At 73.7% G+C, this 22,533-nt stretch carries 17 protein-coding genes; 9 read left to right on the top strand and 8 right to left on the bottom strand.

The annotated features are described in order from the left end of the window. The first annotated feature begins 160 nt into the window (after window positions 1-160). Both HUT12_RS24660 and HUT12_RS24655 read left to right on the top strand, forming a co-directional pair. Complete coding sequence (locus HUT12_RS24660; protein WP_176094910.1) at window positions 161-1,420, top strand: M48 family metallopeptidase; 1,260 nt, start codon at window positions 161-163, stop codon at window positions 1,418-1,420. Next, a complete protein-coding gene (locus tag HUT12_RS24655; RefSeq protein WP_176094909.1) occupies window positions 1,417-2,547 on the top strand; it encodes a glycosyltransferase family 4 protein in 1,131 nt (376 codons plus the stop codon). Before HUT12_RS24660 ends, HUT12_RS24655 begins: the two co-directional genes overlap by 4 nt. A gap of 132 nt (window positions 2,548-2,679) precedes the next feature. On the opposite strand, the gene HUT12_RS24650 is transcribed toward HUT12_RS24655, so the two are convergent. The 5 genes from HUT12_RS24650 to HUT12_RS24630 form a co-directional block, all read right to left on the bottom strand. Continuing rightward, window positions 2,680-4,335, bottom strand: coding sequence for a bifunctional diguanylate cyclase/phosphodiesterase (locus tag HUT12_RS24650; protein ID WP_176095952.1), 1,656 nt, complete (start codon window positions 4,333-4,335; stop codon window positions 2,680-2,682). A gap of 79 nt (window positions 4,336-4,414) precedes the next feature. Next, window positions 4,415-5,224 carry an SAM-dependent methyltransferase gene (locus tag HUT12_RS24645; RefSeq protein ID WP_176094908.1) on the bottom strand — a complete coding sequence of 270 codons (810 nt, stop codon included), beginning with the start codon at window positions 5,222-5,224 and terminating at the stop codon, window positions 4,415-4,417. 197 nt (window positions 5,225-5,421) lie between these two features. Beyond that, window positions 5,422-6,090: a response regulator transcription factor gene (locus HUT12_RS24640; protein WP_088972416.1), complete on the bottom strand. Its 669-nt coding sequence runs from the start codon at window positions 6,088-6,090 to the stop codon at window positions 5,422-5,424. 7 nt (window positions 6,091-6,097) lie between these two features. Beyond that, a complete protein-coding gene (locus tag HUT12_RS24635; protein WP_131054281.1) occupies window positions 6,098-7,792 on the bottom strand; it encodes a GAF domain-containing sensor histidine kinase in 1,695 nt (564 codons plus the stop codon). A gap of 14 nt (window positions 7,793-7,806) precedes the next feature. Further along, window positions 7,807-9,606 (bottom strand): long-chain fatty acid--CoA ligase, encoded by a 1,800-nt coding sequence (locus HUT12_RS24630; RefSeq protein ID WP_176094907.1) that lies wholly within the window; start codon window positions 9,604-9,606, stop codon window positions 7,807-7,809. Window positions 9,607-9,742: 136 nt separating this feature from the next. On the opposite strand from HUT12_RS24630, the gene HUT12_RS24625 reads away from it, so the two are divergent. From HUT12_RS24625 to HUT12_RS24600, 6 genes are all read left to right on the top strand, one after another. After that, a complete protein-coding gene (locus HUT12_RS24625; protein ID WP_131054279.1) occupies window positions 9,743-10,198 on the top strand; it encodes an SRPBCC family protein in 456 nt (151 codons plus the stop codon). Window positions 10,199-10,238: 40 nt separating this feature from the next. Continuing rightward, on the top strand, window positions 10,239-11,015 hold the full coding sequence (locus HUT12_RS24620; protein ID WP_254876947.1) for a hypothetical protein: 777 nt from the start codon (window positions 10,239-10,241) through the stop codon (window positions 11,013-11,015). 59 nt (window positions 11,016-11,074) lie between these two features. Beyond that, entirely contained in the window at window positions 11,075-12,031 is a 957-nt protein-coding gene (locus HUT12_RS24615; protein ID WP_176095951.1) for an ROK family glucokinase, read from the top strand. Between the two features lies 1 nt (window position 12,032). Continuing rightward, window positions 12,033-12,737, top strand: coding sequence for an endonuclease/exonuclease/phosphatase family protein (locus HUT12_RS24610; protein WP_176094906.1), 705 nt, complete (start codon window positions 12,033-12,035; stop codon window positions 12,735-12,737). Between the two features lie 91 nt (window positions 12,738-12,828). Beyond that, a complete protein-coding gene (locus HUT12_RS24605; RefSeq protein WP_176094905.1) occupies window positions 12,829-14,238 on the top strand; it encodes an NAD(P)/FAD-dependent oxidoreductase in 1,410 nt (469 codons plus the stop codon). A gap of 182 nt (window positions 14,239-14,420) precedes the next feature. Further along, window positions 14,421-15,245: an alpha/beta hydrolase gene (locus HUT12_RS24600; RefSeq protein ID WP_131054831.1), complete on the top strand. Its 825-nt coding sequence runs from the start codon at window positions 14,421-14,423 to the stop codon at window positions 15,243-15,245. 51 nt (window positions 15,246-15,296) lie between these two features. On the opposite strand, the gene HUT12_RS24595 is transcribed toward HUT12_RS24600, so the two are convergent. Next, window positions 15,297-16,712: a trehalose-6-phosphate synthase gene (locus HUT12_RS24595; RefSeq protein ID WP_131054834.1), complete on the bottom strand. Its 1,416-nt coding sequence runs from the start codon at window positions 16,710-16,712 to the stop codon at window positions 15,297-15,299. Window positions 16,713-16,906: 194 nt separating this feature from the next. Beyond that, window positions 16,907-17,755 (bottom strand): DUF308 domain-containing protein, encoded by an 849-nt coding sequence (locus HUT12_RS24590; RefSeq protein ID WP_131054830.1) that lies wholly within the window; start codon window positions 17,753-17,755, stop codon window positions 16,907-16,909. Window positions 17,756-18,094: 339 nt separating this feature from the next. Between HUT12_RS24590 and HUT12_RS24585 the strand changes: the two genes are divergently transcribed. Next, the gene (locus tag HUT12_RS24585) at window positions 18,095-18,799 is read left to right on the top strand and encodes a 1-acyl-sn-glycerol-3-phosphate acyltransferase (RefSeq protein ID WP_131054829.1); all 705 of its coding nucleotides are present in this window, start codon (window positions 18,095-18,097) and stop codon (window positions 18,797-18,799) included. Window positions 18,800-18,814: 15 nt separating this feature from the next. Here HUT12_RS24585 and HUT12_RS24580 read toward each other — a convergent pair whose 3' ends face one another. Continuing rightward, complete coding sequence (locus HUT12_RS24580; RefSeq protein ID WP_176094904.1) at window positions 18,815-22,384, bottom strand: adenylate/guanylate cyclase domain-containing protein; 3,570 nt, start codon at window positions 22,382-22,384, stop codon at window positions 18,815-18,817. Between the last annotated feature and the right edge of the window lie 149 nt (window positions 22,385-22,533).

The raw sequence follows: 22,533 nt of genomic DNA, 5'->3' as shown, positions 1-22,533 counted from the left end.
CGGGGGGCGCGGGCGCGGGCACGGCCCCGGTCCTCGGCGCGGGCGCGGCCCCGGTCGTGGCGGGCAATAGGATGAGCGCCCATGGCGACAGGAGCGGCGAGATGAGGCGCACGGTGGGCGTCGGGCCCGGTGCCGGCCGTGGTGACGGCGGGACGGCCCGGTGAGTCCGCGCGGCTGGGCGGTGCTCACCCTGGTCGTCCTCGGCCTCACCGTGGTGCTGGCCGCGCTGGTGCTGATCCCGTGGCATCGTCCGCCGGCCCCCCGCGCCGACCAGCTCGCGGCGCTGCGTGACCTGCCCACCGAACAGGTCGAGCGGGCCCGGGAGTTCCGGGCGGCGCTGCGCCCCGGCGGCTGGGCCGCGCTGGGCATCGGCCTGCTGGTGGCGCTGGCGCTCGGGTTGACGCCGCTGGGCAGCCGCCTGGTCGAGCTGGCCGGGCGCCCGTTCGGTGGGCACTGGACCGCCCAGGCGATCCTCGGCGGGCTGGCCGTGGTGCTCGTCGCCGACCTGCTGACGCTGCCGTTCGCCGCCTGGCGGCACAGCGTGCTCACCCGGTACGGGCTGGCCACCAACGGGTGGGGCGGCTGGGCGGTGGACCTGCTCAAGTCGTACGCGGTCAGCGCGGTGATCGGCGCGGTGGCCCTGCTCGGCTTCTACACCGTGATCCGGCTGGCGCCCCGCTGGTGGTGGGCGTTCGGCGCGGCCGGTGCGGCCACCCTGGTGGTGCTGCTCTCCTTCGTGCTGCCGGTGCTCGTCGAGCCGGTGTTCAACCGGATCAGTCCGATGGAACCGGGCCCGTTGCGCACCGAGCTGATGGAGCTGGCCGACCGCGACGGCGTACCCGTGCGCGACGTGCTGGTGGCCGACGCGTCCCGGCGCACCAACGCGGTCAACGCGTACGTCTCCGGGATCGGACCGACCCGGCGGGTGGTGGTCTACGACACCCTGCTGCGCGAGGCGACCCCGGCCGAGGTGAAGGCCGTGGTGGCCCACGAACTGGGCCACGCCCGCGACCGGGACGTGCCCATCTTCACGCTCACCGGCGCGCTGGGCGCGGCGGCGGCCGTGGTGGCGCTCTACCTGATCGGCTCCTGGCCGCCGCTGCTGCGCATGGCCGGGGTGGACTCGGTCGCCCAGCCCCGCGCGTTCCCGCTGTTGCTCGCCCTGGTCACGGTGGCCGGACTGGTGTTCACGCCGATGCAGGCGCTGATGTCGCGGCGGCTGGAGGCACGCGCCGACGCGCACGCGCTGGCGTTGACCGGAGACCCGGCCGCGTTCGAGGCGATGCAGCGCCGGATCTCCTCGGTCAACCTCGGCGACCCGGACCCGCCCCGCTGGGAGTACCTCTACTCCGCCACGCACCCGTCCACCGTGGAGCGGATCGCCGCCGCCCGCGCCTACGCCCGAGAGGCCGGCCGATGAGCCGCACGCTGTTGATCACGAACGACTTCCCGCCCCGGCCGGGTGGGATCCAGTCCTTCGTGCACAACCTCGCGGTGCACCAGCCCGCCGGCTCGGTGGTGGTCTACGCGTCGAGCTGGCCCGACGCCGACAAGTTCGACGCCGACCAGCCGTACGAGGTGGTGCGCGAACGCACCAAGGTGCTGCTGCCCACCCCGCTGGTCGCCCGACGGGCGGCCCGGCTGGCCCGCGCCTACGACTGCGACACGATCTGGTTCGGCGCGGCCGCCCCGCTCGGGCTGCTCGCCAACGGGCTGCGGCGACGGGCCGGCGTACGGCGGGTGGTCGCCCTCACCCACGGGCACGAGGTGGGCTGGGCGGCGCTCCCGGTGGCCCGGACCGCGCTGCGGCGCATCGGCCGGGGCGCCGACGTGGTGACCTACCTCGGCGAGTACACCCGCACCCGGTTGGCGCGGGCGCTGGACGGCCTGACCGACCTGCGCCGGCTCGCACCCGGAGTGGACGTGGACTTCTATCACCCGGCGGTCGACGGCAGCGGGGTACGCCACCGGCTGGGGCTCTCCGACCGGCCGGTGGTGGTCTGCGTGTCCCGGCTGGTGCCGCGCAAGGGCCAGGACATGCTGATCCGGGCACTGCCGCTGATCCGCCGCCGGGTGCCCGACGCCGCGCTGCTGGTGGTCGGTGGCGGCCCGTACCGGGCGACGCTGGCCCGGCTGGCCCGCCAGGCCGGGGTGGAGCGGGACGTGGTCTTCACCGGTTCGATCCCCGAGGCCGAGCTGCCGGCGCACTACGCGGCCGGTGACGTCTACGCGATGCCCTGCCGCACCCGCAACCGGGGGCTGGACGTGGAGGGACTCGGCATCGTCTACCTGGAGGCGTCGGCGGCCGGTCTGCCGGTGGTGGCCGGCAACTCCGGCGGCGCGCCCGACGCGGTCCGCGAGGGCGAGACCGGGTACGTGGTCGACGGCCGGGACCTCGCCGAGCTGACCGACCGGGTGGTCACCCTGCTCACCGACCGGGACCTGGCCCGCCAGTTCGGGGCGGCCGGCCGCGCCTGGGTGGAGCGGGAGTGGCGCTGGGAGACCCAGGCCCGCCGCCTGTCCGACCTGCTCACCGACCCGAGGTAAGGAAGGGCCCCCGGCTAACGCCTGGTGTATAGCAGGGGACCCCTCCTAACACACGAGCGCGCGGCACCGAGCGCGTGCGGCGCGACACCGAGTGCACGCGGCGCGGTGCCTCGGCGGACCGGGCGCGGTGCCTCAGCGGATGCGGGCGAGGATGTTCTCGGCGGGGGCGGGACGGCCGAAGTGCCAGCCCTGGCCGGCGTCGCAGCCGATCGCGCGCAGCCGCTCGGCCTGCCCGACGGTCTCTACCCCCTCGGCGGTCACCGTCAGGTCCAGGGCGTGCGCCAGCGAGACCAGCGAGGCGAGGATGCGCTCATTGGCCCGGTCGCCCGGTGAGCGCAACCCCCGGACGAACTCGCCGGCCACCTTCAGCTCCGTCACCGGCAGGTCACGCAGGTACGCCAGGTTGCTGTAGCCGGTGCCGAAGTCGTCGATGGCGATGCGGACGCCCAGGTCGGCCAGGGTGCGCAGGGCGCGTACCGGCTCCTCGGCGCTGCTCATCATGGTGCTCTCGGTGATCTCCAGTTGCAGCCGGTGCGGTGGCAGACCGGTACGCCGCAGCAGAGCGCTCACCTCCTCCACCAGCCCGGGACGGCGAACCTGGCGGACCGCGAGGTTGACGCTGACGTACGGCGGTGCGCCGGCGGCGGCCGTCCAGCCGACCGCCTCCCGGCACGCCTCGGCGAGGACCCAGGCCCCCAGCGGCACGATCAGCCCGGTCTCCTCGGCCAGCCCGATGAAGCTGTTCGGTCGCAGCACCCCCAGGTCCGGGTGACGCCAGCGCACCAGCGCCTCCACACCGAGCACCGAACCGTCGTGCAGCGACGTCAGCGGCTGGTAGTCGAGGTAGAACTCGCCGCGCTCCAGACCGGCGGGGATCGCCGCGCTCAACGCCTGACGGGCCTGCTCGCGGCCGTCGCGTTCGGCGTCGTAGAGCGCCCAGCCGCCGCCACCGGCCGACTTGGCCCAGTGCAGCGTGCTGCCGGCGGCCCGCAGCAGGTCGTCGGGGGAGGTGTCGGCGGCCCGCCGTTCCACCACCCCGACGCTGGCGGTGACCGTCACGTCGTGCCCGCCGACCACCACCGGCTCGGAGAGCGCGGCGAGGGCCGCCTCGGCGACCGCGACCACGTCACCGGTGCCGGTGGAGCGCTCCACCAGCACCACGAACGCGTCCCCGCCGAGCCGGGCCACCAGGTGCGGCTCCACCGACCGCGACAGCCGCCGGGCCGCCGCCACGAGGGCCCGGTCGCCGACCGAGTGACCGTACGAGTCGTTGACCCGCTTGAAGCGGTCCAGGTCGAGGAAGCACAATCCGACCCGCCGCCCGGCGCCGACCGTGCCGCCGAGCGCGGCGACCAGCCGTTCGGCGAACAGCGTGCGGTTGGGCAGGCCGGTCAGCGGGTCGTGGGTGGCCTGGTGGCGGAACCGGGCCTCGCTGGCCCGCAACGCCCGCTCCGCGTCCACCCGGGCGGTCAGCGCGGCCCGGCGGATCGACTCCTGCTCGTCCAGCGTCCGGTCGTGCAGGGCCCGCGCGTAGGCGGTGGCGATCGCGGCCAGCAGCCGGGCCATCCGGTCCTCGATGTCGTCGGCGACCAGGTCGAGGTCGCGGACCAGCCGGAGCTGGATCACCTCGACGGTGCGGCCGAGCGCCTCGGCGGAGGCGATGTGCGCGGCGACCAACTCGTTGGCGACCCGGTGGCCCACCCGCAGGTCGAGCGGCTCCGCCCGCAGCGCCTCGGCGAGCTGGTCGGTGAGCTGCTGCAACAGCAGCTCCAACTGGGCGTGTGGCATCGGCAGGTAGCTGGTCCCGGAGACCGCCTTGGCCCAGGCGCGGGCGAACGTGCCGGCGCAGGAACGGCCGTCCGGAGGCTCAACCACCGAGCCGCCCGACCCCGCCCAGGAAGACCGCCTGCTCGGCGTTCTCGGCGCTCTCCGGGGTCTCCGGACGCCACTGCGGCACCCACACCACCCCGGGCTCGACCAGCTCGAAGCCGTCGAAGAACGCGGTCAGCTCGGCCCGGCTGCGCACCCACAGCGGGCTGTCGGTGCGCTGGTAGACCTCCTCGGCCTCGGCCCGCTCGGCCTCGTCGCGGCCGTCGTCGCTGGCCTGCGAGAGCACCAGGTGGCTGCCGGGGGCCAGCGCCTTCCGCAGCGTACGCAGCAGGTCGGCCGGGCGGTCGTCGTCCGGTACGAAGTGCAGCACCGCGACCACCAGCACGGCGACCGGCTCGGAGAAGTCGATCAGGGCGTTGACGTCGGGATGCGCGAGGATCCGCTCGGGATGACGGAAGTCCTCCTGGACGACCGTGGCCCGCTCGGTGTCGGCCAGGATCTCCCGGCTGTGCGCCACCGCCACCGGGTCGACGTCGACGTAGACCACCCGGGAGTCGGGGGCGTGCCGCTGGGCGATCTCGTGCACGTTGCCGACGGTCGGGATGCCCGATCCGACGTCGAGGAACTGCCGGACTCCGGCGGCGGTGAGGTACTGCACGGCCCGGCGCAGGAAGGCGCGGTTGGCCTGGGCCATCAGCGGAGCCTCCGGCACCAGCGCCATCATCGCCCGGGCCGCTGCCCGGTCGGCGGCGAAGTTGTGCGAGCCACCGAGATAGTAGTCGTACATGCGGGCGACGCTGGGTCGTTCGACGTCGATCGTCTCGGGTGACCAGTCCGGCCGCTGCATGCCACACCCCTTCGCGCCAGCCGGGGCGACACCGCCCCGGCCGGTATTCTGCCCCGCCTGGGCGCGGGAGGCCATAGCGCGATCACGGAGAGGGTCATTGACGTGCGGAGATGCGTTTTCCTGCCGAGGGGCGACCCGACGCCCCGACGCCCCGGCGGCGAGGACGGGCCTCGACGCCGGGAGTCGCGACGGATGGATCAGAACTTCGGCGCGTCCGGGGCCTCGAGCAGACCGAGCCGCAGCGCGGTCATCAGCGCCTGGGCCCGGTTGGCCGCACCCAGCTTCTCGTACAGCTTCGAGATGTGGGTCTTGGCGGTGGACTCGCTGACGAAGAGCTGCTTGGCGATGCCGGCGACGCTCATCCCGTCGGCGAGCAGGCGCAGCACCTGGCCCTCGCGGGGGGAGAGCTGCGGACCGGACGGGGCGAGCCGCCGCTTCATCGCCTCGGCCAGGTCGGCGGCGGTGAAGGCGCTGGGGGAGGAGGCGGCGTGCCGGGCGGCGGCGACCACCTCGTCGGCGGGCGCGGTCTTCGGCACGAAGGCGCTGGCCCCGGCCTCCAGGGCGCCGAAGAGCTGGTCGTCGCCCGCGTACATGGTGAGCACCACGATGCCCATGGTGGCGCTGGACTTGCGCAGCGCGCGGGTGGCCTCCAGGCCGCTGCCGTCGGGGAGTCGCAGATCCATGATCACCACGTCCGGCTGCAGCGCGCCGGCCTGCCGTACGCCCTCGGCCGCCGTCGCCGCCTCGCCGACGACCTCGAACTGCCGGTCACGCTCGAAGGCGTGGCGCAGGCCCTTACGGATCAGGTCGTGATCGTCGACAAGGAGGACCTTGGTACGAGTGGCCGGTGTCGGGCTTGTGGTCATCCTCGGGTTACTCCCCTTCTGCTGCTGCGCCGCTACCGCGAACGTTATCGCGCCGGGGGGACGACCCGACCACCACCGCTACGGTCGTCCCGCTGGGCTGTCGCGGCCTGATCTCCAACCGGCCTCGGATACGTTCCGCTCTCTCGGCCATGATCGCAAGACCATAGTGCCCGTCCGAGCGCTGGTCACCTATGCCGTGACCGTCATCCGACACTTCGATCTGTGCGTACGGGGGATCCACCTCGCAGGTGACCCAGAGATTGGACGCTCCCGCGTGCTTACGCGCGTTGGTGACCGCCTCCTGGGCGATGCGCAGCAGCTCCGCCTCGGTCGCGGCGGGCAGCCGCGCGGTGGACTCGTCCAGCGACAGGTGCACCCGCAGCCCGCCGGAGGCGCCGACCGTCCGCGCGTACTCGGCGATGGCGGCGGCCAGGCCGCCGTGCCGGTCGACCTCGCTGCGCAGCTCGAACAGGCTCAGCCGCAGCTCGGTGATGACCCGGGTGACCTCGTGGCGCAGCGTCCGCAGCGAGTCGGCGGTCTCCTCGGCGTCGTCGTGCACGGTGGCCAGGGCGTTGTCGATGCCGTAGCCGACCATCACGAGTTCCTGCGCCACCCCGTCGTGGATCTCCCGGGCCAGTCGCTGCCGTTCCTCGTTGGTGGCCAGCGACCGCACCTCGTCGAAGAGGAGCGCCGCCTCCAGGCGCAGCGCCGCCGGACCGGTCAGCGCGGTCACCTGGGACACCACCGACGGCGGGTACGCCTGCCCGGCGTCGGCCTCCAGCACCACCAGCCCGACCGTACGCAGCCCGGCGACCAGCGGCACGATCAGCGCGGAGACATCGTTGCCCCGGTGCGTGCGGGACTGCGAGCGGGCCGCGGTCTGCGGCTGCTGGCTGGCCCAGGCGTCGGCGATGGCCGAGTCGGCGTCGAGCGTGGTCTCCCAGTCGACCCGGTCGGCCCCGATCTGGGCGAGCACCACCAGCCGCCCGCCGCCACTGGCGGAGAGCACCGCACCCCGGTCGGTCCGGGCCACCGTGCGCAACTCCTCCAGCAGGTGCTCGGAGATGCCGCCCGGATCGAGGGTCGCCCCGGGCAGTTGCCGGGCCACCGTACGGAGCTGGGTGAGCAGGCGGGTCGCCTCGGCGTACGGCTGCGGTTTGCCCTCCTGCCGGACCTGCATCACCCGGTGCAGGGTGCTGGCCGCGTAGAGCCCGAGCGCGGCGAGGATCAGCCATTGGGCGCAGACCGCCAGGTAGCCGGGTTGGCTGAGCTGGCGTACCCCGCCGACCTCGGTCAGCGCCCCGGCGACCAGCAGGGTCCCGGCGACGACCGCGATCAGCGTGGCGCCCTCGCGGAAGCGTCGCCGCAGGGCGGTCACGGTGACCGGCACGGCGAGGTAGGGCAGCACCGCGGAGGCGCCCAGCCCGCCGATGTGGCCGCCGACGGTGGCGACCGCCGCGACCTGGCTCGCGGCCAGGCCGAGCACCATCACCTCGGCCACCCGGCTCAGCGGCCCGACCAGGCGGTGCTGGGGTGCCAGCAGCGCGGGCAGTCCGGCGATCGCCAGCAGGGCGATCCACCAGAGTTGGGCCACGTCGCGGGTGGCGAGCAGGGTGAGGACGGCGACCAGCGCGAGCACGACCACCCGCGCCGCCGCGGCGAGCGGGTGGGAACGGGCCAGGGCCGATGTCGAGGCGGGCACGTGACGGATCGTAGTCAGGCGCCGTAGATGTCGGCGATCTCCGCCGCGTACGTCTTGTGGACGACCTGACGCTTGACCTTCATCGACGGCGTCAGCTCGCCGGTGGCCTCGGTGAAGTCGCGGGGCAGGATCCGGAACACCTTGATCGCCTCGGCCTTGGAGACCGACTGGTTGGCCCGGTCCACCGCGGCCTGGATCTCGGCCCGCAACGCCTCGTTCTCGCGCAGCGACTCGACGTCGGTCCCGGCCGGCAGCCCGGCCGACTCCAGCCAGGCCGGCAGGGCCTCCTCGTCGAGGGTGACCAGCGCGGCGATGAACGGCTGCCGGTCGCCCACCACCAGGCACTGGCTGACCAGGCGGTGTGCCCGGACCTGGTCCTCCAGCACGGCCGGGGCGACGTTCTTGCCGCCGGCCGTCACGATGATCTCCTTCTTTCGACCGGTGATGGTCAGGTAGCCGTCGCCGTCGAGCGAGCCGAGGTCACCGGTGTGGAACCAGCCGTCGGCGGTGATCGCCTCGGCGGTGGCCGCGTCGTTGTGCCAGTACCCCTGGAAAATCAGCTCACCGGCGATGAGGACCTCGCCGTCGTCGGCGATCCGGATGGTCACACCGGGCAGCGGCCGACCGACGGTGCCGATGCGGGTGAAGTCCGGCAGGTTCGCCGAGGCGGCGGGGGAGGTCTCGGTCAGGCCGTACCCCTCGCAGACGGTCACCCCGACGCCCCGGAAGAAGTGCCCCAGCCGCGCACCCAGCGGCGCGCCGCCGGAGATCGCGTCCCGGCACCGGCCGCCCAGCGCGGCCCGCAGCTTGCCGTAGACCAGCTTGTCGAAGAGCGCGTGCTGCAGGCGTAGGCCCAGGCCCGGCCCGGACGAGGTCTCCAGCGCCTCGCTGTACGCGATGGCGACCGCCTCGGCCCGCGCGAAGATCTTGCCCTTGCCGGCGGCCTCGGCCTTCTGCTTCGCGCCGTTGTAGACCTTCTCGAAGACCCGGGGCACGGAGAGCACGAAGGTCGGCTTGACCTCCTGCAACTCGGCGACCAGGTGCTTGGGGTCGGCGCAGTGCGCCATGGTGACCCGGGCGTGCACCACGCCGATCTGGATGAGCCGGGCGAAGGAGTGCGCCAGCGGCAGGAACAGCAGGGTCGACGCGTTCGGGCGGAACAGGTTCGGCAGCACCGGGACGGCGTTGGCGATGTCGGCGTACATGTTGCGGTGGGTCAGCACGCAGCCCTTGGGTCGGCCGGTGGTGCCGCTGGTGTAGATGATCGTGGCGACGTCCGAGGAGCGCAGGTCCGCGCGTCGGCGGTCGATCTCGGTCGGTTCCACCGCCTGGCCGGCGGCGACCAGGTCGTCCACCCCGCCGAGGTCGATCTGCCAGAGGTGGGCCAGGTCGGGCAGGTCGTCGCGGACGCCGGCCACCAGGGTGGCGTGCGCGGTGGTCTCCACCACGACGCCGACCGCGCCGGAGTCGGCCAGGATCCAGGCGGCCTGCTCGGCGCTGGAGGTCTCGTAGATCGGCACGGTGACCGCGCCGGCCGCCCAGATGGCGTAGTCGACCAGGGTCCACTCGTACCGCGTGCGGCTCATCAGCGCGACCCGGTCACCGGGCCGGACCCCGGCCGCGACCAGGCCCCGGGCCACCGCCACCACCTCGTCGCGGAACTGCCGGCAGGTCACGTCGACCCATCCGCCGGAGCCGTCCCGTCGGACGAACTGGACCAGGTCCGGGGCGGCTTCGGCGTTGTCCCAGACCGGGTCGGTCAGGTTGGCGGAATCGCCGACCGTGACGATCGGCGGGACGGAGAACTCGCGCACCTGCACTCCCTCGTGCTCGCTGGCCGGGTCTGCCGCCTGGCGGCTGGAGTGAAACCTACCGTCTGACCGGCGTAGGAGCACATCGCAGGTGGGGCGGCGCGGCGCGGGCCCTGCACGGGACGGGTAGCCTCCCCCCATGGCGGACTCCTCCACCCAGTCGATCACCATCGGCGCGCCACCGGACCGGGTGGTGGCGGTGATCTGTGACTTTCCGAGCTATCCCGAGTGGGCCGAGGCGGTGCGGCAGGCCGAGGTCGTCGAGGAGTACGAGGACGGCTATGCCAGCCAGGTCCGGTTCGTCCTCGACGCCGGGGTGATGGCCGACGAGTACGTGCTCGAGTACGGCTACTCCGAGGACCTGTCCCACATCGAGTGGCACCTGGTGGCGCCCTCGAAGATGCAGAGGTCCCAGCGCGGCTCGTACGACCTGGTGGTCGACGCCGACGGGGGCACCACCGTGACGTACACGCTCGAGGTGGAACTCGCGGTCGGAATGCTCGGGATGTTCCGCCGCAAAGCCGAGAAGATGATCATGGATGCTGCGTTGAAGCAGCTCAAGCGCCGGGTAGAAACACTCGGTTCGGCGCAGTGACGCGTCCGGCGACCCGGTCGCCACGGTAGAGGAGCCCAGCATGGGTGCGACAGATCCGGGTACGGCCCGGGAAGAGGCGGAGCGGCTGGTCGCCACTCTGCTGGCCGGCGTACGGCTGGCCGCCGCGAACCCCGGCGCCGGGCCGTTCGGCCCGCTCGGTGGGATGGTGACCAGTGTCCTCGGTCACAAGGACGCCCCCGGTGACCGGGGTGGGCGCACCGAAACCGCCGGTGCCGGTTTCGCCACCGGTGCTGCGGAATGCTGCGTCTGTCCGGTCTGTCGAGGTATCAGCGCGTTGCGTGACCCGAGTCCGGAGTTCGCCGAACGGCTTGCCACCGGTGCCGGCGACCTCGCCGCCGGTCTGGCCAGCTTCCTGCGGGCCTTCACCCCGGCCGACCCGCGCTCCGACCCCACCGCACCGCCCTTCGCTCCGTCCCGTCCCGACCCCGACCCCGCCGGGTCCCCGTCCGACCCCCCGGCGCCCACCGCAGGCCCGTCCACGACCGCCGGGCGCAGCCCGGACAGTGATCACGTGTGGCGCGAGGCGACCCGTACCGGGCATGATTCTCAGCCGGCACCGGAGCGGGACGTCTGGTCCGCCGCCACACGGGCGGAGGACGGCGCCGCACCGGTCGCCACGCCCGTCGACGCCGCCGGGCCGGTCGGGCCGACCGCACGCCGCACGCCGGGCGACCGCCCGGTGGTGCCCGCCTCGCGGGTGCCCGACGGTACGCCCGCACCGGGTGGCGAGCCCGCACCGGAGGCGGAGGCCGTTCCGGGCAACGGGCCGCAGGGCGAGCCAGGCGACGGGGCCTGACCAGGGAGGACCCGTACCACCGGCGAGGGCAGGTGCGCGGGGTGGCACAGCAGAGGGGAGTGGCAGCGGTGACGCTGACCATCGGAGTCGACGTCGGTGGCACGAAGGTGGCCGGCGGTGTCGTCGACGACACCGGCAGGGTTCTCGTGCAGACCCGACGGGACACCCCCGCCGACGACGTCGGTAAGACGCGGGACGTCATCATCGAACTGGTCACCGAGCTCGCCTCCGGACACGAGATCCAGGCGGTCGGCATCGGCGCGGCGGGCTGGATCGACGCCGGCCGCTCGACCGTCCTGTTCGCCCCCAACCTGGCCTGGCGCGACGAGCCGCTGCGCGCGTACGTCAGCGCGGCCGTCGGGCTGCCGGTGATCGTGGAGAACGACGGGAACGTGGCCGCCTGGGCCGAGTTCCGTTACGGCGCCGCCCGGCAGGCCGAGGACTCGATGGTCATGTTCACCATCGGCACCGGTGTCGGCGGCGGCATCGTGCTCGGCGGTGAGCTGGTCCGGGGCGCCAACGGCATCGCCGCCGAACTCGGTCACATGCTCACCGTGCCCGACGGCCACCAGTGCGGCTGCGGACGGCTGGGCTGCATCGAGCAGTACGCCAGCGGCAGCGCCCTGGTCCGCTTCGCCCGCGCCGCCGCCCGGCAGGAACCGCACCGCGCCACCGCGCTGCTGGAACTGGCCGACGGCGAGGCCGAGGCGATCACCGGTCCGATGGTGACCGCCGCGGCCAAGGGCGGTGACCCGGTGTCGGCCGAGGCGTTCGCCCAGGTCGGGCGCTGGCTCGGCACCAGCCTGGCGGACATGGCGCAGATCCTCGACCCGCAGGTCCTGGTCGTCGGCGGCGGCGTCATCGACGCCGGTGACCTGCTGATGGGCCCGACCCGACGCTCGTTCACCGATGCGTTGGCGCAGCGCAGCCGGTTGCCGGTGGCCGACATCCGCCCCGCCGAGCTGGGCAACTCGGCCGGCGTCATCGGCGCGGCCGACCTCGCCCGACGGATCTGACATGGGTGCTCCCGGAGTGCCGGTGCGCGTCGTGTCGTACAACGTGCACGGCCAGCGCGACGACACCGCCGCGCTGGCCGAGGTGGTCCGCACGACGGCGCCGGACGTGGTGGTGGTCCAGGAGGGCCCGCGTCGCTTCCGGTGGCGGGAGAAGTCGGCCGCGTTGGCCGAGTCGTTCGGCCTGGTGGTCGCCGCCGGTGGGTTGCCCGCCCTGGGCAACCTGGTCCTCACCGACCTGCGGGTACGGGTGACCGACGCCCGGTGCCGGCGGTTCCCGCTCACCCCCGGGCGGCACCTGCGCGGCGCCGCGTTCGCCGACTGCGTGGTGGGCCGGTCCGCCCGGTTCACCGTGGCCGGCTCGCACCTGTCCACCGACCCGACCGAGCGGCCCGGCCAGGCGGAGCTGTTCCGGCGGGACCTGGCCGCCGCGCCGTACCCGGTGATCGCCGCCGCCGACCTCAACGAGGAGCCGGGCGAACCGGCGTGGCGGACCGTCGCGGAGGGGCTGACCGACACGGCGGTGGCCGCGGACCGCACCGACCGGCTCACCTACTCCTGCGCGAACCCCCGGCGGCGCATCGACGCCCTCTTCGTCGACCCCCGGATCACCGTGGTCGACTACGACGTGCTGGACACCCCGCTGACCCGCCGTGCCAGCGATCATTTTCCGATCCTGGTCGACCTGCTGATACCCGCCGCCGACTGACCGGCGGCGCTCCGGCGGGCTGGACATCCCGCTCCGGAGTGGAGAGGATTTCGCGCGACCCGGCACCCGTGCGGAGACGAAGGAGACCCCGGTGCCCACCCCCACCGAGCACCACGGTCGGTCCGAACCGGAGACGACCCCCCTCGCCCGCAGCCGTGACGGCAGTCCGGTCTCCGACCGGGGCGACACCGTCTGCGTCATCGGCGCCGGCGCCAGCGGCCTGACCGCCGTCAAGAACCTCGCCGAGCACGGCTTCGGCGTCGACTGCTACGAGCGTGAGACGGGCATCGGCGGTGCCTGGAACTGGCGGCACGACCGCAGCCCGGTGTACGCCAGCACGCACCTGATCTCGTCGCGGCCGTTCACCCAGTTCCCCGACTTCCCGATGCCCGACGACTGGCCCGACTACCCGCACCACAGCCGGGTGCTGTCCTACTTCGAGCGGTACGCCGACCACTTCGACCTGCGCCGGCACATCTGGTTCGGCACGGAGGTGGTGCGGGTCGAACCGGTCGGCGACGACCGCTGGGACGTCACCACCCGCAGCACCGGCGGGTACGGCCCGGAGCGCACCTCCCGGTACGCCGCCGTGGTGATCGCCAACGGACACAACTGGTCGCCGAAGCTGCCCCGCTACGAGGGGTTGGAACAGTTCCGGGGCGAGGTGATGCACGCGTCGTCCTACAAGGACCCGGCCCAGTTGCGCGGCAAGCGGGTGCTGGTGGTGGGCGCCGGCAACACCGGGTGCGACATCGCGGTGGAGGCCGCCCAACAGGCCGCACGCTGCTGGCACTCCACCCGCCGGGGCTACTGGTATGCCCCGAAGTACGTCTTCGGCCGCCCCGCCGACCAGGTCAACGACACGTTGCTGGCGTTGCGGGTGCCGCTGCGGGTACGCCAGTGGCTCTACCACCGCACGTTGCGGCTGACCGTCGGTGACCTGACCCGTTTCGGCCTGCCCCGGCCCGACCACCGGGTGTACGAGACGCACCCGATCGCCAACAGCCAACTCGTCTACTACGTCGGCCACGGTGCGATCGCGCCGGTGCCGGACGTGACCCGGTTCCACTCGCATTCGGTGGAGCTGACCGACGGTCGGCAGATCGACCCGGAGGTGGTCGTCTTCGCCACCGGTTACCTGCCGCGCTTCGAGTTCCTGGACGGAAAGCTCCTCGGCGACGACGAGGGCGTGGGTCGTCCCCGGTTGTGGCTCAACGCGTTCGTGCCGGAGCACCCCACCCTCGCGGTGACCGGCCTGGTCCAACCGGACTCCGGCGTGTTCGCCCTGTCGCACTGGCAGGCCGTGCTCTTCGCCCGGCTGCTGCGACTGCGGACCACCCGGCCGGACCGGGCGACGGCGTTCGCCGCACGGGTCCGGGCCGGTGCCGGTGAGCGTTACTCGGGTCAGGTCAAGGACTCGACCCGGCACTGGTTCGAGGTCGGCCACGCCGACTACCTGCGGGTGCTGGAACGCGCGTTGCGCGACCTGGAGGCCAAGTGAGCGAGCGAAGCGAGGCGGCGGCGTGAGCGAGCGTAGCGAGCGAGCCATTGGGTTCAGGGCGGGTGTGTCTCGCGCTGTCGGGGAGCGAAGCGAGGCGGCGGCGTGAGCGAGCGTGGCGAGCGAGCCATTGGGTTCAGGGCGGGTGTGTCTCGCGCTGTCGGGGAGCGAAGCGAGGCGGCGGCGTGAGCGACCGGGTGCGGGTGATGCGGAGCTGGGAGTGGGCGCGGCCGGTGCGTCCGGTGCGCCGTGAGGTGCTCGGCGCCACGCCCGAGTTGGAGGAGGGGCGGCCACCCCTGTTGTTCGTGCCCGGCTTCGGGCACGGTGCCTGGGTGTACGCCGAACACTGGCTCGGGCACGCCGCCGCGCGGGGGTTCCCGGCGTACGCGGTGAGCCTGCGCGGGCACGGCGACAGCGGTCCGGCGCCGGACGCGACGCTGCGCGCGTACGCCCACGACGTGGTGCAGGTGGCGGCGGGCCTGCCACGCCAGGCGGTGCTGGTGGGGCACGGTGCCGGGGCACTGGTGGTCGCGCACGCCCTGGCCCGGTATCCGGCCCGGGCGGCGGTGCTGGTGGCACCGGTGCTCGGCGGGTGGGCGACGTTCGGCGCCGCGCTGCGGCGCAACCCGCTCGGCACGCTGCCGGCGGTCTTCGGCGGTGGGCTGCGTCTGCACCGCCGCCAGTTGTTCAGCGACGAGCTGCCCGACGCCGACGCGCGGCGCTACACCGGTCGGTTGGGGCGGGCGGCCCGGCGGGCGCAGTGGCGGCTGCTGACCGGAGCCGAGCCGGAGCCGCCGGTGGGCCGCCCGCCGGTGCTGGTGCTGGGCAGTCCGGACGACCGGGTGGTGCCGCCGTCGGCGCTGACCGGGGCGGCCCGCCGGTACGACTCGGCACCGCTGCTCTTCCCCGGCATGGGGCACGACCTGATGCTCGACGCGCGGTGGCAGGAGCCGATCGACGCGATCCTGGACTGGCTGGACAAGGGCCCGGCCCGCGACGACCGTCCCTGAACGCGCGAGCTCCCGGCCCGGTCCGCGGGGACCGGGCCGGAGTCACCCGCCTCAGCCGCTGGTGAGGTGGGTGACCAGCTCGCCGCTCTGGTCCAGGGTGGAGAGATAGGACCGGGCCCAGGCCCGGATGTCGTGTTCGTGCAGGTGCTCGCGCATGGCCCGCATCCGGGCCCGGACGTCCGCCGGGTCGGCCCGCAGCGCCGCGAGCAGGCCCTGCTTGAGCCCTTCCAGGTCGTGCGGGTTGACCAGGTACGCCTGCGGCAGCTCGGCGGCTGCTCCGGCGAACTCGCTGAGCAGCAGCGCGCCCGCGTCGTCCACCCGGGCGGCGAGGTACTCCTTGGCGACCAGGTTCATGCCGTCCCGCAGCGGGGTCACCGCCATCACGTCGGCGACCCGGTAGAGCGCGGCCAGTTCGGCCCGGTCGAACGGCTGGGTCAGGTAGTGGATCGCGGGCTCGCCGACCCGGCCGAACTCGCCGTTGATCCGTCCGACCTCGCGTTCCACCCGGTCGCGGAGGATCTGGTACTGACCGACCCGCTCCCGGCTGGGCACGGCGACCTGCACCAGCACGGTGTCGCGGACCTTGACGTGGCCACCGGCCAGCAGCTCGCTGTACGCCTTGAGCCGCTGTTCGATGCCCTTGGTGTAGTCCATCCGGTCGACGCTGAGGATGACCTGGTCCGGGCTGCCGAGGTCGTGCCGCAGTCGCCGGGCCCGGTCCGCCACCGCCGGCCGACCGGCCAGCGCGGCCATCTCGGCGGTGTCGATGCTGACCGGGAACGCCCCGATGCGGACCACCCGGTCCTCGACCGCGATCCGCCGGTCGGTGGCCGGCAGGCCCAGCACCTTCGAGACCAGTTGGGCGAAGTTGTGCGCGGCCTGGGCCCGTTGGAAACCGACCAGGTCGGCGCCGAGCATGCCCTGGAGCAGTTCGGCGCGGCGGGGGAGCTGCATGAACAGCTCCGGCGGCGGGAACGGCACGTGCAGGAAGAAGCCGATGCGCAGGTCGGGTCGGAGCGTGCGGAGCAGCCCCGGCACCAGTTGCAGGTGGTAGTCCTGCACCCAGACCACCGCGCCGGTCTCGGCGACCTCGGCGGTGGCCTCCGCGAACCGCTGGTTGACCCGCTGGTACGCGTCCCACCACCGTCGGTGGTGTTCCGGCTGCTCGACCGCGTCGTGATAGATCGGCCAGAGGGTCGCGTTGGCGAACCCCTCGTAGTGGTCGCGCAGGTCCTCGCCGGTCAGCGGTACGGCGTGCATCCGCACCCCGTCGACGTCCGGCAGGCTGGGTGCGGGGCCTGTCCCGCCCGCCCAACCGACCCATGTCGCCGGGGTGTGTCGTAACAGTGGGTGTAGCGCACTCACCAGCCCGCCTGGGCTGCGGCGCCACTCACAGGCGCCGTCGAGCGCCACGTTGTCGTCGATGGGGAGGCGGTTGGCCACCACCACGAGAGAACTCTGTCGCATCTCGGGCATTCCGATCAGCAGGGGAGTGACCGCCCACGAGAACAGGAACAACCGGGCAGTCGGCGGGTGACGTGACGTACTGCGGTATTCCTACTGACAGTAAGTTACACCACTGTTACGCCCCCTGGTGTGGGCGTGCGCGTCCCGGTATCCGGGCGGCTACCGTACGCGGTCGGTGGGAGTTGCCGGTCGGCTCAGACGACCGCGCCGTCGTCCGGCCCCCGGTCCTCGGCGTCGCCGGGGCGCAGCCGCCACACCAGCGTGACGAATCCGGCCAGGATGCCGGTGAAGCCGAGCAGCGTCACGATGCTCGGGTCGGCGGGGAGCAGGTCCGGGAAGAGGAACAACACGAAGCCGAGCATCACGGCGAGGACGCCCGCCACGGCGTACTTCGACACCCGGGGCAGGGGCGGAGGCGGCGGCGGGACGTAGCGTTCGTCGTCGTCGGGGTGGTCCGGCAGGTCGGCACCGAACGTGTCCAGGCCCTCCAGCAGCGACGGACCGTCGCCGTCGCGCGGGCCACGGCCCACCGAGACGCCGGAGACGTCGGCGGCGTACGGCAGCCGGCGGACGTCGGTGGCGGTCGGTCCGGCCGGCTCCTCGGGCGTCGGCCGGGGGGTGGTGATCGTGCTGCTGCCCCCGTCGGGCTGGTCGTCCACGTTCTCGGCGGCGGGCCACGGGTGGTCCCCGCTGCCCGGCGAGTTGTGGAAACCGGCGACGATCCGTTCCCACTCGGCGTCGATGTCCGGTTCCTCGGCGCGGGCCGTGCCGGTCTCGTCGGCGAGCTGACTGAGGTAGTCCCGAGCGGTGCTCAGATGCGAACGGTCCACGTAGAGCCGGTCGACCGGCCGGGCCGGGACCGTGGTGGTGCGGGTGACCGGGTTCAGATCGGCCGAGGGTTGCAGATACGCGGCGATGCCGCCGGCGGCCAGCACGTCGAGCAGGTGCTCACCGACGCGCGGGTCGACATCGCCGGCGATGGCGTACTCGCTGGCGTCGAGCCCGTTGTCCCGCCGTCCCCGGCGGGCCCCACCCGCTGACACCGGACCATCCTCCTCATCGCGCCGCCGGCGCGCCCCGCGTCCAGCCCCTCGACGCACCCCCGCACGCCGTGCTCTGAATCGTGACACGTCCGGGGTCGGTTCGGGGAGTGCCTTGTGGCGTGGGGTACGAAGTCGGTGTCCGTGCCGCTGGTCGCGGCCGTGCCTCTATGTCCGTTCTTGCTCGGAGCGTGCCAGGGGACACGGGCGCCGACCACGCTCCGGCGGCGGGCGGGTCGCCCGCCGGACGTTGTGGCGGGCGGTGGAGCTTCGTAGGCTTCCTGCCACGACCGCCCGGCCCGGCCGTGCCGTCGCGACGACCGCCTCGCCGAAAGGACGCCGGTGCTGTACTGGCTCTTGAAGTACGTGTTCCTCGGCCCGCTGCTGAGAGTGATCTTCCGGCCGCAGGTGGAGGGCCTGCACCACGTACCGGCGACCGGCCCGGTGATCCTGGCCAGCAACCACCTCTCCTTCTCCGACTCGATCTTCACGCCGCTGATCGTGCCGCGGAAGGTCACCTTCGTGGCCAAGGCCGAGTACTTCACCGGCAAGGGACTCAAGGGCTGGCTGACCAAGATGTTCTTCGTCGGCACCGGCACCATCCCGGTGGACCGCTCCGGCGGCCAGGCCGCCCGCGCCGCGCTGGACACCCAGCTCACCGTGCTGCGCGCCGGCGGCATCGCGGGCATCTACCCGGAGGGCACCCGGTCACCCGACGGGCGGCTCTACCGGGGCAAGACCGGCGTGGCCCGGCTGGCGCTGGAGAGCGGCGCGCCGGTGGTGCCGGTGGTGATGCTCAACCTGGACGAGATCCAGCCACCGGGCACGCTCGTCCCGAAGCTCGCGCGGGTCCGCATCCGCTTCGGCCCGCCGCTGGACTTCTCCCGGTACGCCGGCATGTCCGGTGACCGGTTCGTCGAGCGCGCCGTCACCGACGAGATCATGTACGAGCTGATGGAGCTCTCCGGCCGCGAGTACGTCGACGTGTACGCGCAGAAGCTCAAGCCCGCGCCCACCCCGGCACCGGCGGCCCCGCTGGCCGCCTGAGCCGCCTGGCGTCGGTCAGGAGGCCAACGTCCGGGCGCCCGTCTCCGGTGGATGGGCCAGCCGGAGCAGGCCGGGCGCGCCGTTGCGGTGCGCGAACGCGCGTACCTCGGTCAGCGGTCCGCTGCTCGCCGCCGGGTCGTCCGCCGCCGTGAACTCCCGCACCGCGAAGGTCAGCGCCAACATCCGGTCGGTCACGTCGGGGATCCCGGCGTAGATCTCGGCGGCCGCCAGGTGCAGCTCGGCGGCGCGCCGGTGGTCGCCGTCGGCACCGGCCAGCGCGCCGCTCACGGTCCGCAGCGTCGCCTCCGACCAGGGCGTACGGTGTCCCACCTGGTCGAGCATGGCCCGGACCCGGGCCGCCGGCTTGCGTCCGGCCAGGGTGGCCGCCCAGCCGGCGGCGGCGATCCACTCCCCGCTGGCCAGCGCGGGAACGCTCGTCCACGCCTCGGCCAACTCGTCGACGAGCGCGGCGGCCTCGTCGGTGCGCTCCTGCAACGCCCGGCACAGCGCGCCCATCGCCACCATGGTCCAGTGCAGGCGATGGAAGCCGCTGCGTCGGGCGGTGTCCAGCGCGGCGGCCACGTCGTCGCCGGGGGCCTCGGTGGCGTCACCGGGCGGCCGGGTCGCCCCGGCGGCCGGCGGCACCGGCTGGCCCCGCAGCACCAGCAGGCACGACCGCAGCCCGCGTACCTGCATGTCCCAACTGCCCGTGGGGGTGTCGACGAACGCCTCGGCGGCGGCGAGCAGGCGCGGGAAGTCCCCCTCGAACCAGGCCCGCATCGCCTCACCCGAGTAGCTGGTGGTCAGCGTCTGTCCGCTGGCGGTGCGCGCCGGTGCCGCCGAGAGCAGCGCGTCCGAGCGCAGCCAGTCGCCCTCCTCACGCACCGCGTACGCGAGGTTCTGGGTGGCCCGGGGCAGTGCCAGGAGCTGCCCGGCGCGGCTGAACTCGGCGAGGGCGTGCAGGTCGTCCAGTCCGGCCCGGTCACCGGCCTGGTACCGGGCGGTGGCCGCAGTGATCCGCGCGTTGGTACGGATCTCGGCCAGCCCGAGCCGCTCGCCGATCTCGGCGGCCGTGGCCGCCGCCGCCACCGCCGGATCGCGTTCGTAGTTGAGCATGTGCAGCCGGCCCAACTCGGCGAAGGCGTCGGCCTTCTGGGCGCTGTCCGGCAGCGGCTCGAACAGCCGCACCGCCCGGTCCAGGCAGACCAGGGCGGCCTGCCGGTCGGCCCGCAGCCAGGCCGCCTGACCGAGCAGCGTCCAGGCCCGTGCCGCGCACGCCTCGTCGCCGCAGGCCAGCAGCCGGTCGGCGAGTGTCTGCACCTGCTCCGGCCCGCCGCCGGAGAGGAACGCGTTGCCGTCGCGGTAGAACGAGATCTCGGTGCTGAGCAGTTCCAGTTGCAGCCGGCCGACCGGATCGGAGTCGTCGGCGAGACCGAGCGCGCGGGCCGCGTGGCTGGCGGCGGCGTCCAACCCGTGCAGCGCGTACGCCCGGCGGGCGGCCCGGTGCAGCGCGGCCCGGGCCGGACCGGCGTAGCGGCGGGTTTCCAGGTCCAGGGATCGGGCGATCTCGTGCGCCGCCCAGCGGTGGTGGGCCAGCACCTCGGCCAGGTCGGTGTCCCGGCTCTGCGACAGGGTGTCCAGCCAGTCGGCCGTCCGGTCGTGCCGGGCCACCCGCTCGGTCCGCGGCAGCCGCTGGTAGCACACGTCGCGGACCAGCACGTGCCGGAAGCGGTACTCCGGCTGGCCGGCCATCGTGGACGCGGCCTGCTCGTGCACGAAGTCCCGCTGCTCCAGCCGGCGCAACGCGCGCTCGACCGCCTCCACCGGCTGCCCGACGGCGGCGGCCACCGCGCCGGGCCAGAACTGCACGCCCACCACCGCCGCGGCCAGCAGCACCGCCCGGTCCTTCGGGTCGAGCAGGTCGACCCGGTTGGCGATGACCGCGTGCACGCTCTCCGGCATCGGCAGGTCCAGGTGCTTCTCCAGCGACCAGCCGCGCCCCGACTGCCGCAACGCGCCCTGCTCGATCAGCATCCGGACGTACTCGTGCGCGTAGAGCGGGTTGCCGCCGGCCACCTCGATCAGCGGGGTCAACAGGTCGGCCGAGAAGGCGGCCTGGCCGAACATGTGCGCGTACAACGCGGCGATGCCGGTGTCCCGCAGCGGCGGCAGGGTGATGGTCACCGAGCCGGTGATCGTCCCCGCCCAGCTCGGATCGCGGTCGACCAGCTCGGGACGGGCGGTGCAGAGCAGCAGCAGCGGCACGTCCCGGGCGGCCGCGCCGAGCAGTTCCACGAAGCGCAGCATGGCGTCGTCGGCCCAGTGCAGGTCCTCGAAGACCAGCACGGTCGGTCGGCGGGCGGCCAGTGCCAGCAGGAAACGCCGCCAGGCCGACTCGGCCTCCTCGGCCGGCAGCGGCGTACCGGCCAGCCCGACCAGCGGACGCAGCGCGTCGGCGACCCGGTCGCGCTCGCCGGGACCGACCAGCTCGGCGACCGCCCCGGCGAGCCGCTGCGCGGCGCTGGTGGCCGGATCGGTGTCCAGGATGCCCGCCTCGGCCTTGACGACGTCGGCCAGCGCGGCGAACGTGACGTTCTCCCCGAACGGCGGGCAGCGGCCGATCCGCCAGGTCAGCGGCTCGTCCACCAGCCGGCCGGTGTGCCGGTGCAGCTCGCGTACCAGCCGGCTCTTGCCGATGCCGGCCCGGCCGAAGACGGTGACCACCTGCGGGCGGCGGTCGCGCAGGCTGCGGTGCAGCGCGTTGACGAGCATGCCCAGCTCGTGCTCGCGGTCGATCAGCGGCGTGGTGTCCGGCTCCCGGTCGGTGGCCTGCTGGCGTACCGCGGACAGGGCCAGCCAGACCTCGGTCGGTGCGGACCGGCCGCGCAGCGTGACCGGGGGCTGCTCGTCGTAGCGGATGGTGTCCCGGGTGAGCGCGTGCGTGGTCCCGTCCACCAGCACCCCGCCGGGCGGGGCGACCGACTGCAGGCGGGAGGCGGTGTTCACCACGTCGCCGGCGACGATCGCCTGCCCGCCGTCGCGGGCCGCCGCCACGTCGACGAGCGCCTCACCGGTCGCCACCCCGACCCGGAAGCGCAGGCCGTCGGTGCCGGTGGGGGTGAACCGGGTCAGCACCCGTTGCAGCTCCAGACCGGCGCGGACGCAGCGCAACGCGTCGGTCTCGGTGGCCACCGGTGCGCCGAACAGGGCCATCACCGCGTCGCCGATGTACTTCTCCACCACCCCGCCGTACTGCCCGACCACCCGGCGGGCGGCGGAGAAGAACCCGGTCTGCATGCCCCGGACCAGCTCCGGGTCGGCCCGCTCGACGTACGGCGTGAAATCGATCAGGTCGACGAAGAGGACGCTGACCCGGCGGCGGTCCTCCTGGGGGAGCGGGGCGGGGCGGTCGCTGCCGGCCCGGGGCGTGCCGCAGGAGGTGCAGAAGGCCACGTCGGCGGCGAGCGGGTTCAGGCAGTGCGGGCAGACGGCGCCGAGCTCCGCACCGCAGCCACCGCAGAAGCGGTCGCCGTCGGCGGCGGTGCGTCCACAGCGATCACACTGTGCGGCGATGACACCCTCCACTGGCGAGCCCCCGACGCCCGGGGGCGCAGGTCCGAGTATCGCTGCCCGGTGGACTGTCGGGTACCGGGCTGTTGGCTTGTGGACACTCCTCCGGGCGGTCCGACGCGTACCGAACGGCTAGATTCAGGCAGCCGATCAAGTGGACACGC

The organism is Verrucosispora sp. NA02020, assembly GCF_013364215.1.
GTDB lineage: Bacteria > Actinomycetota > Actinomycetes > Mycobacteriales > Micromonosporaceae > Micromonospora.
This window is presented reverse-complemented; position numbering and strand designations above follow the sequence as displayed.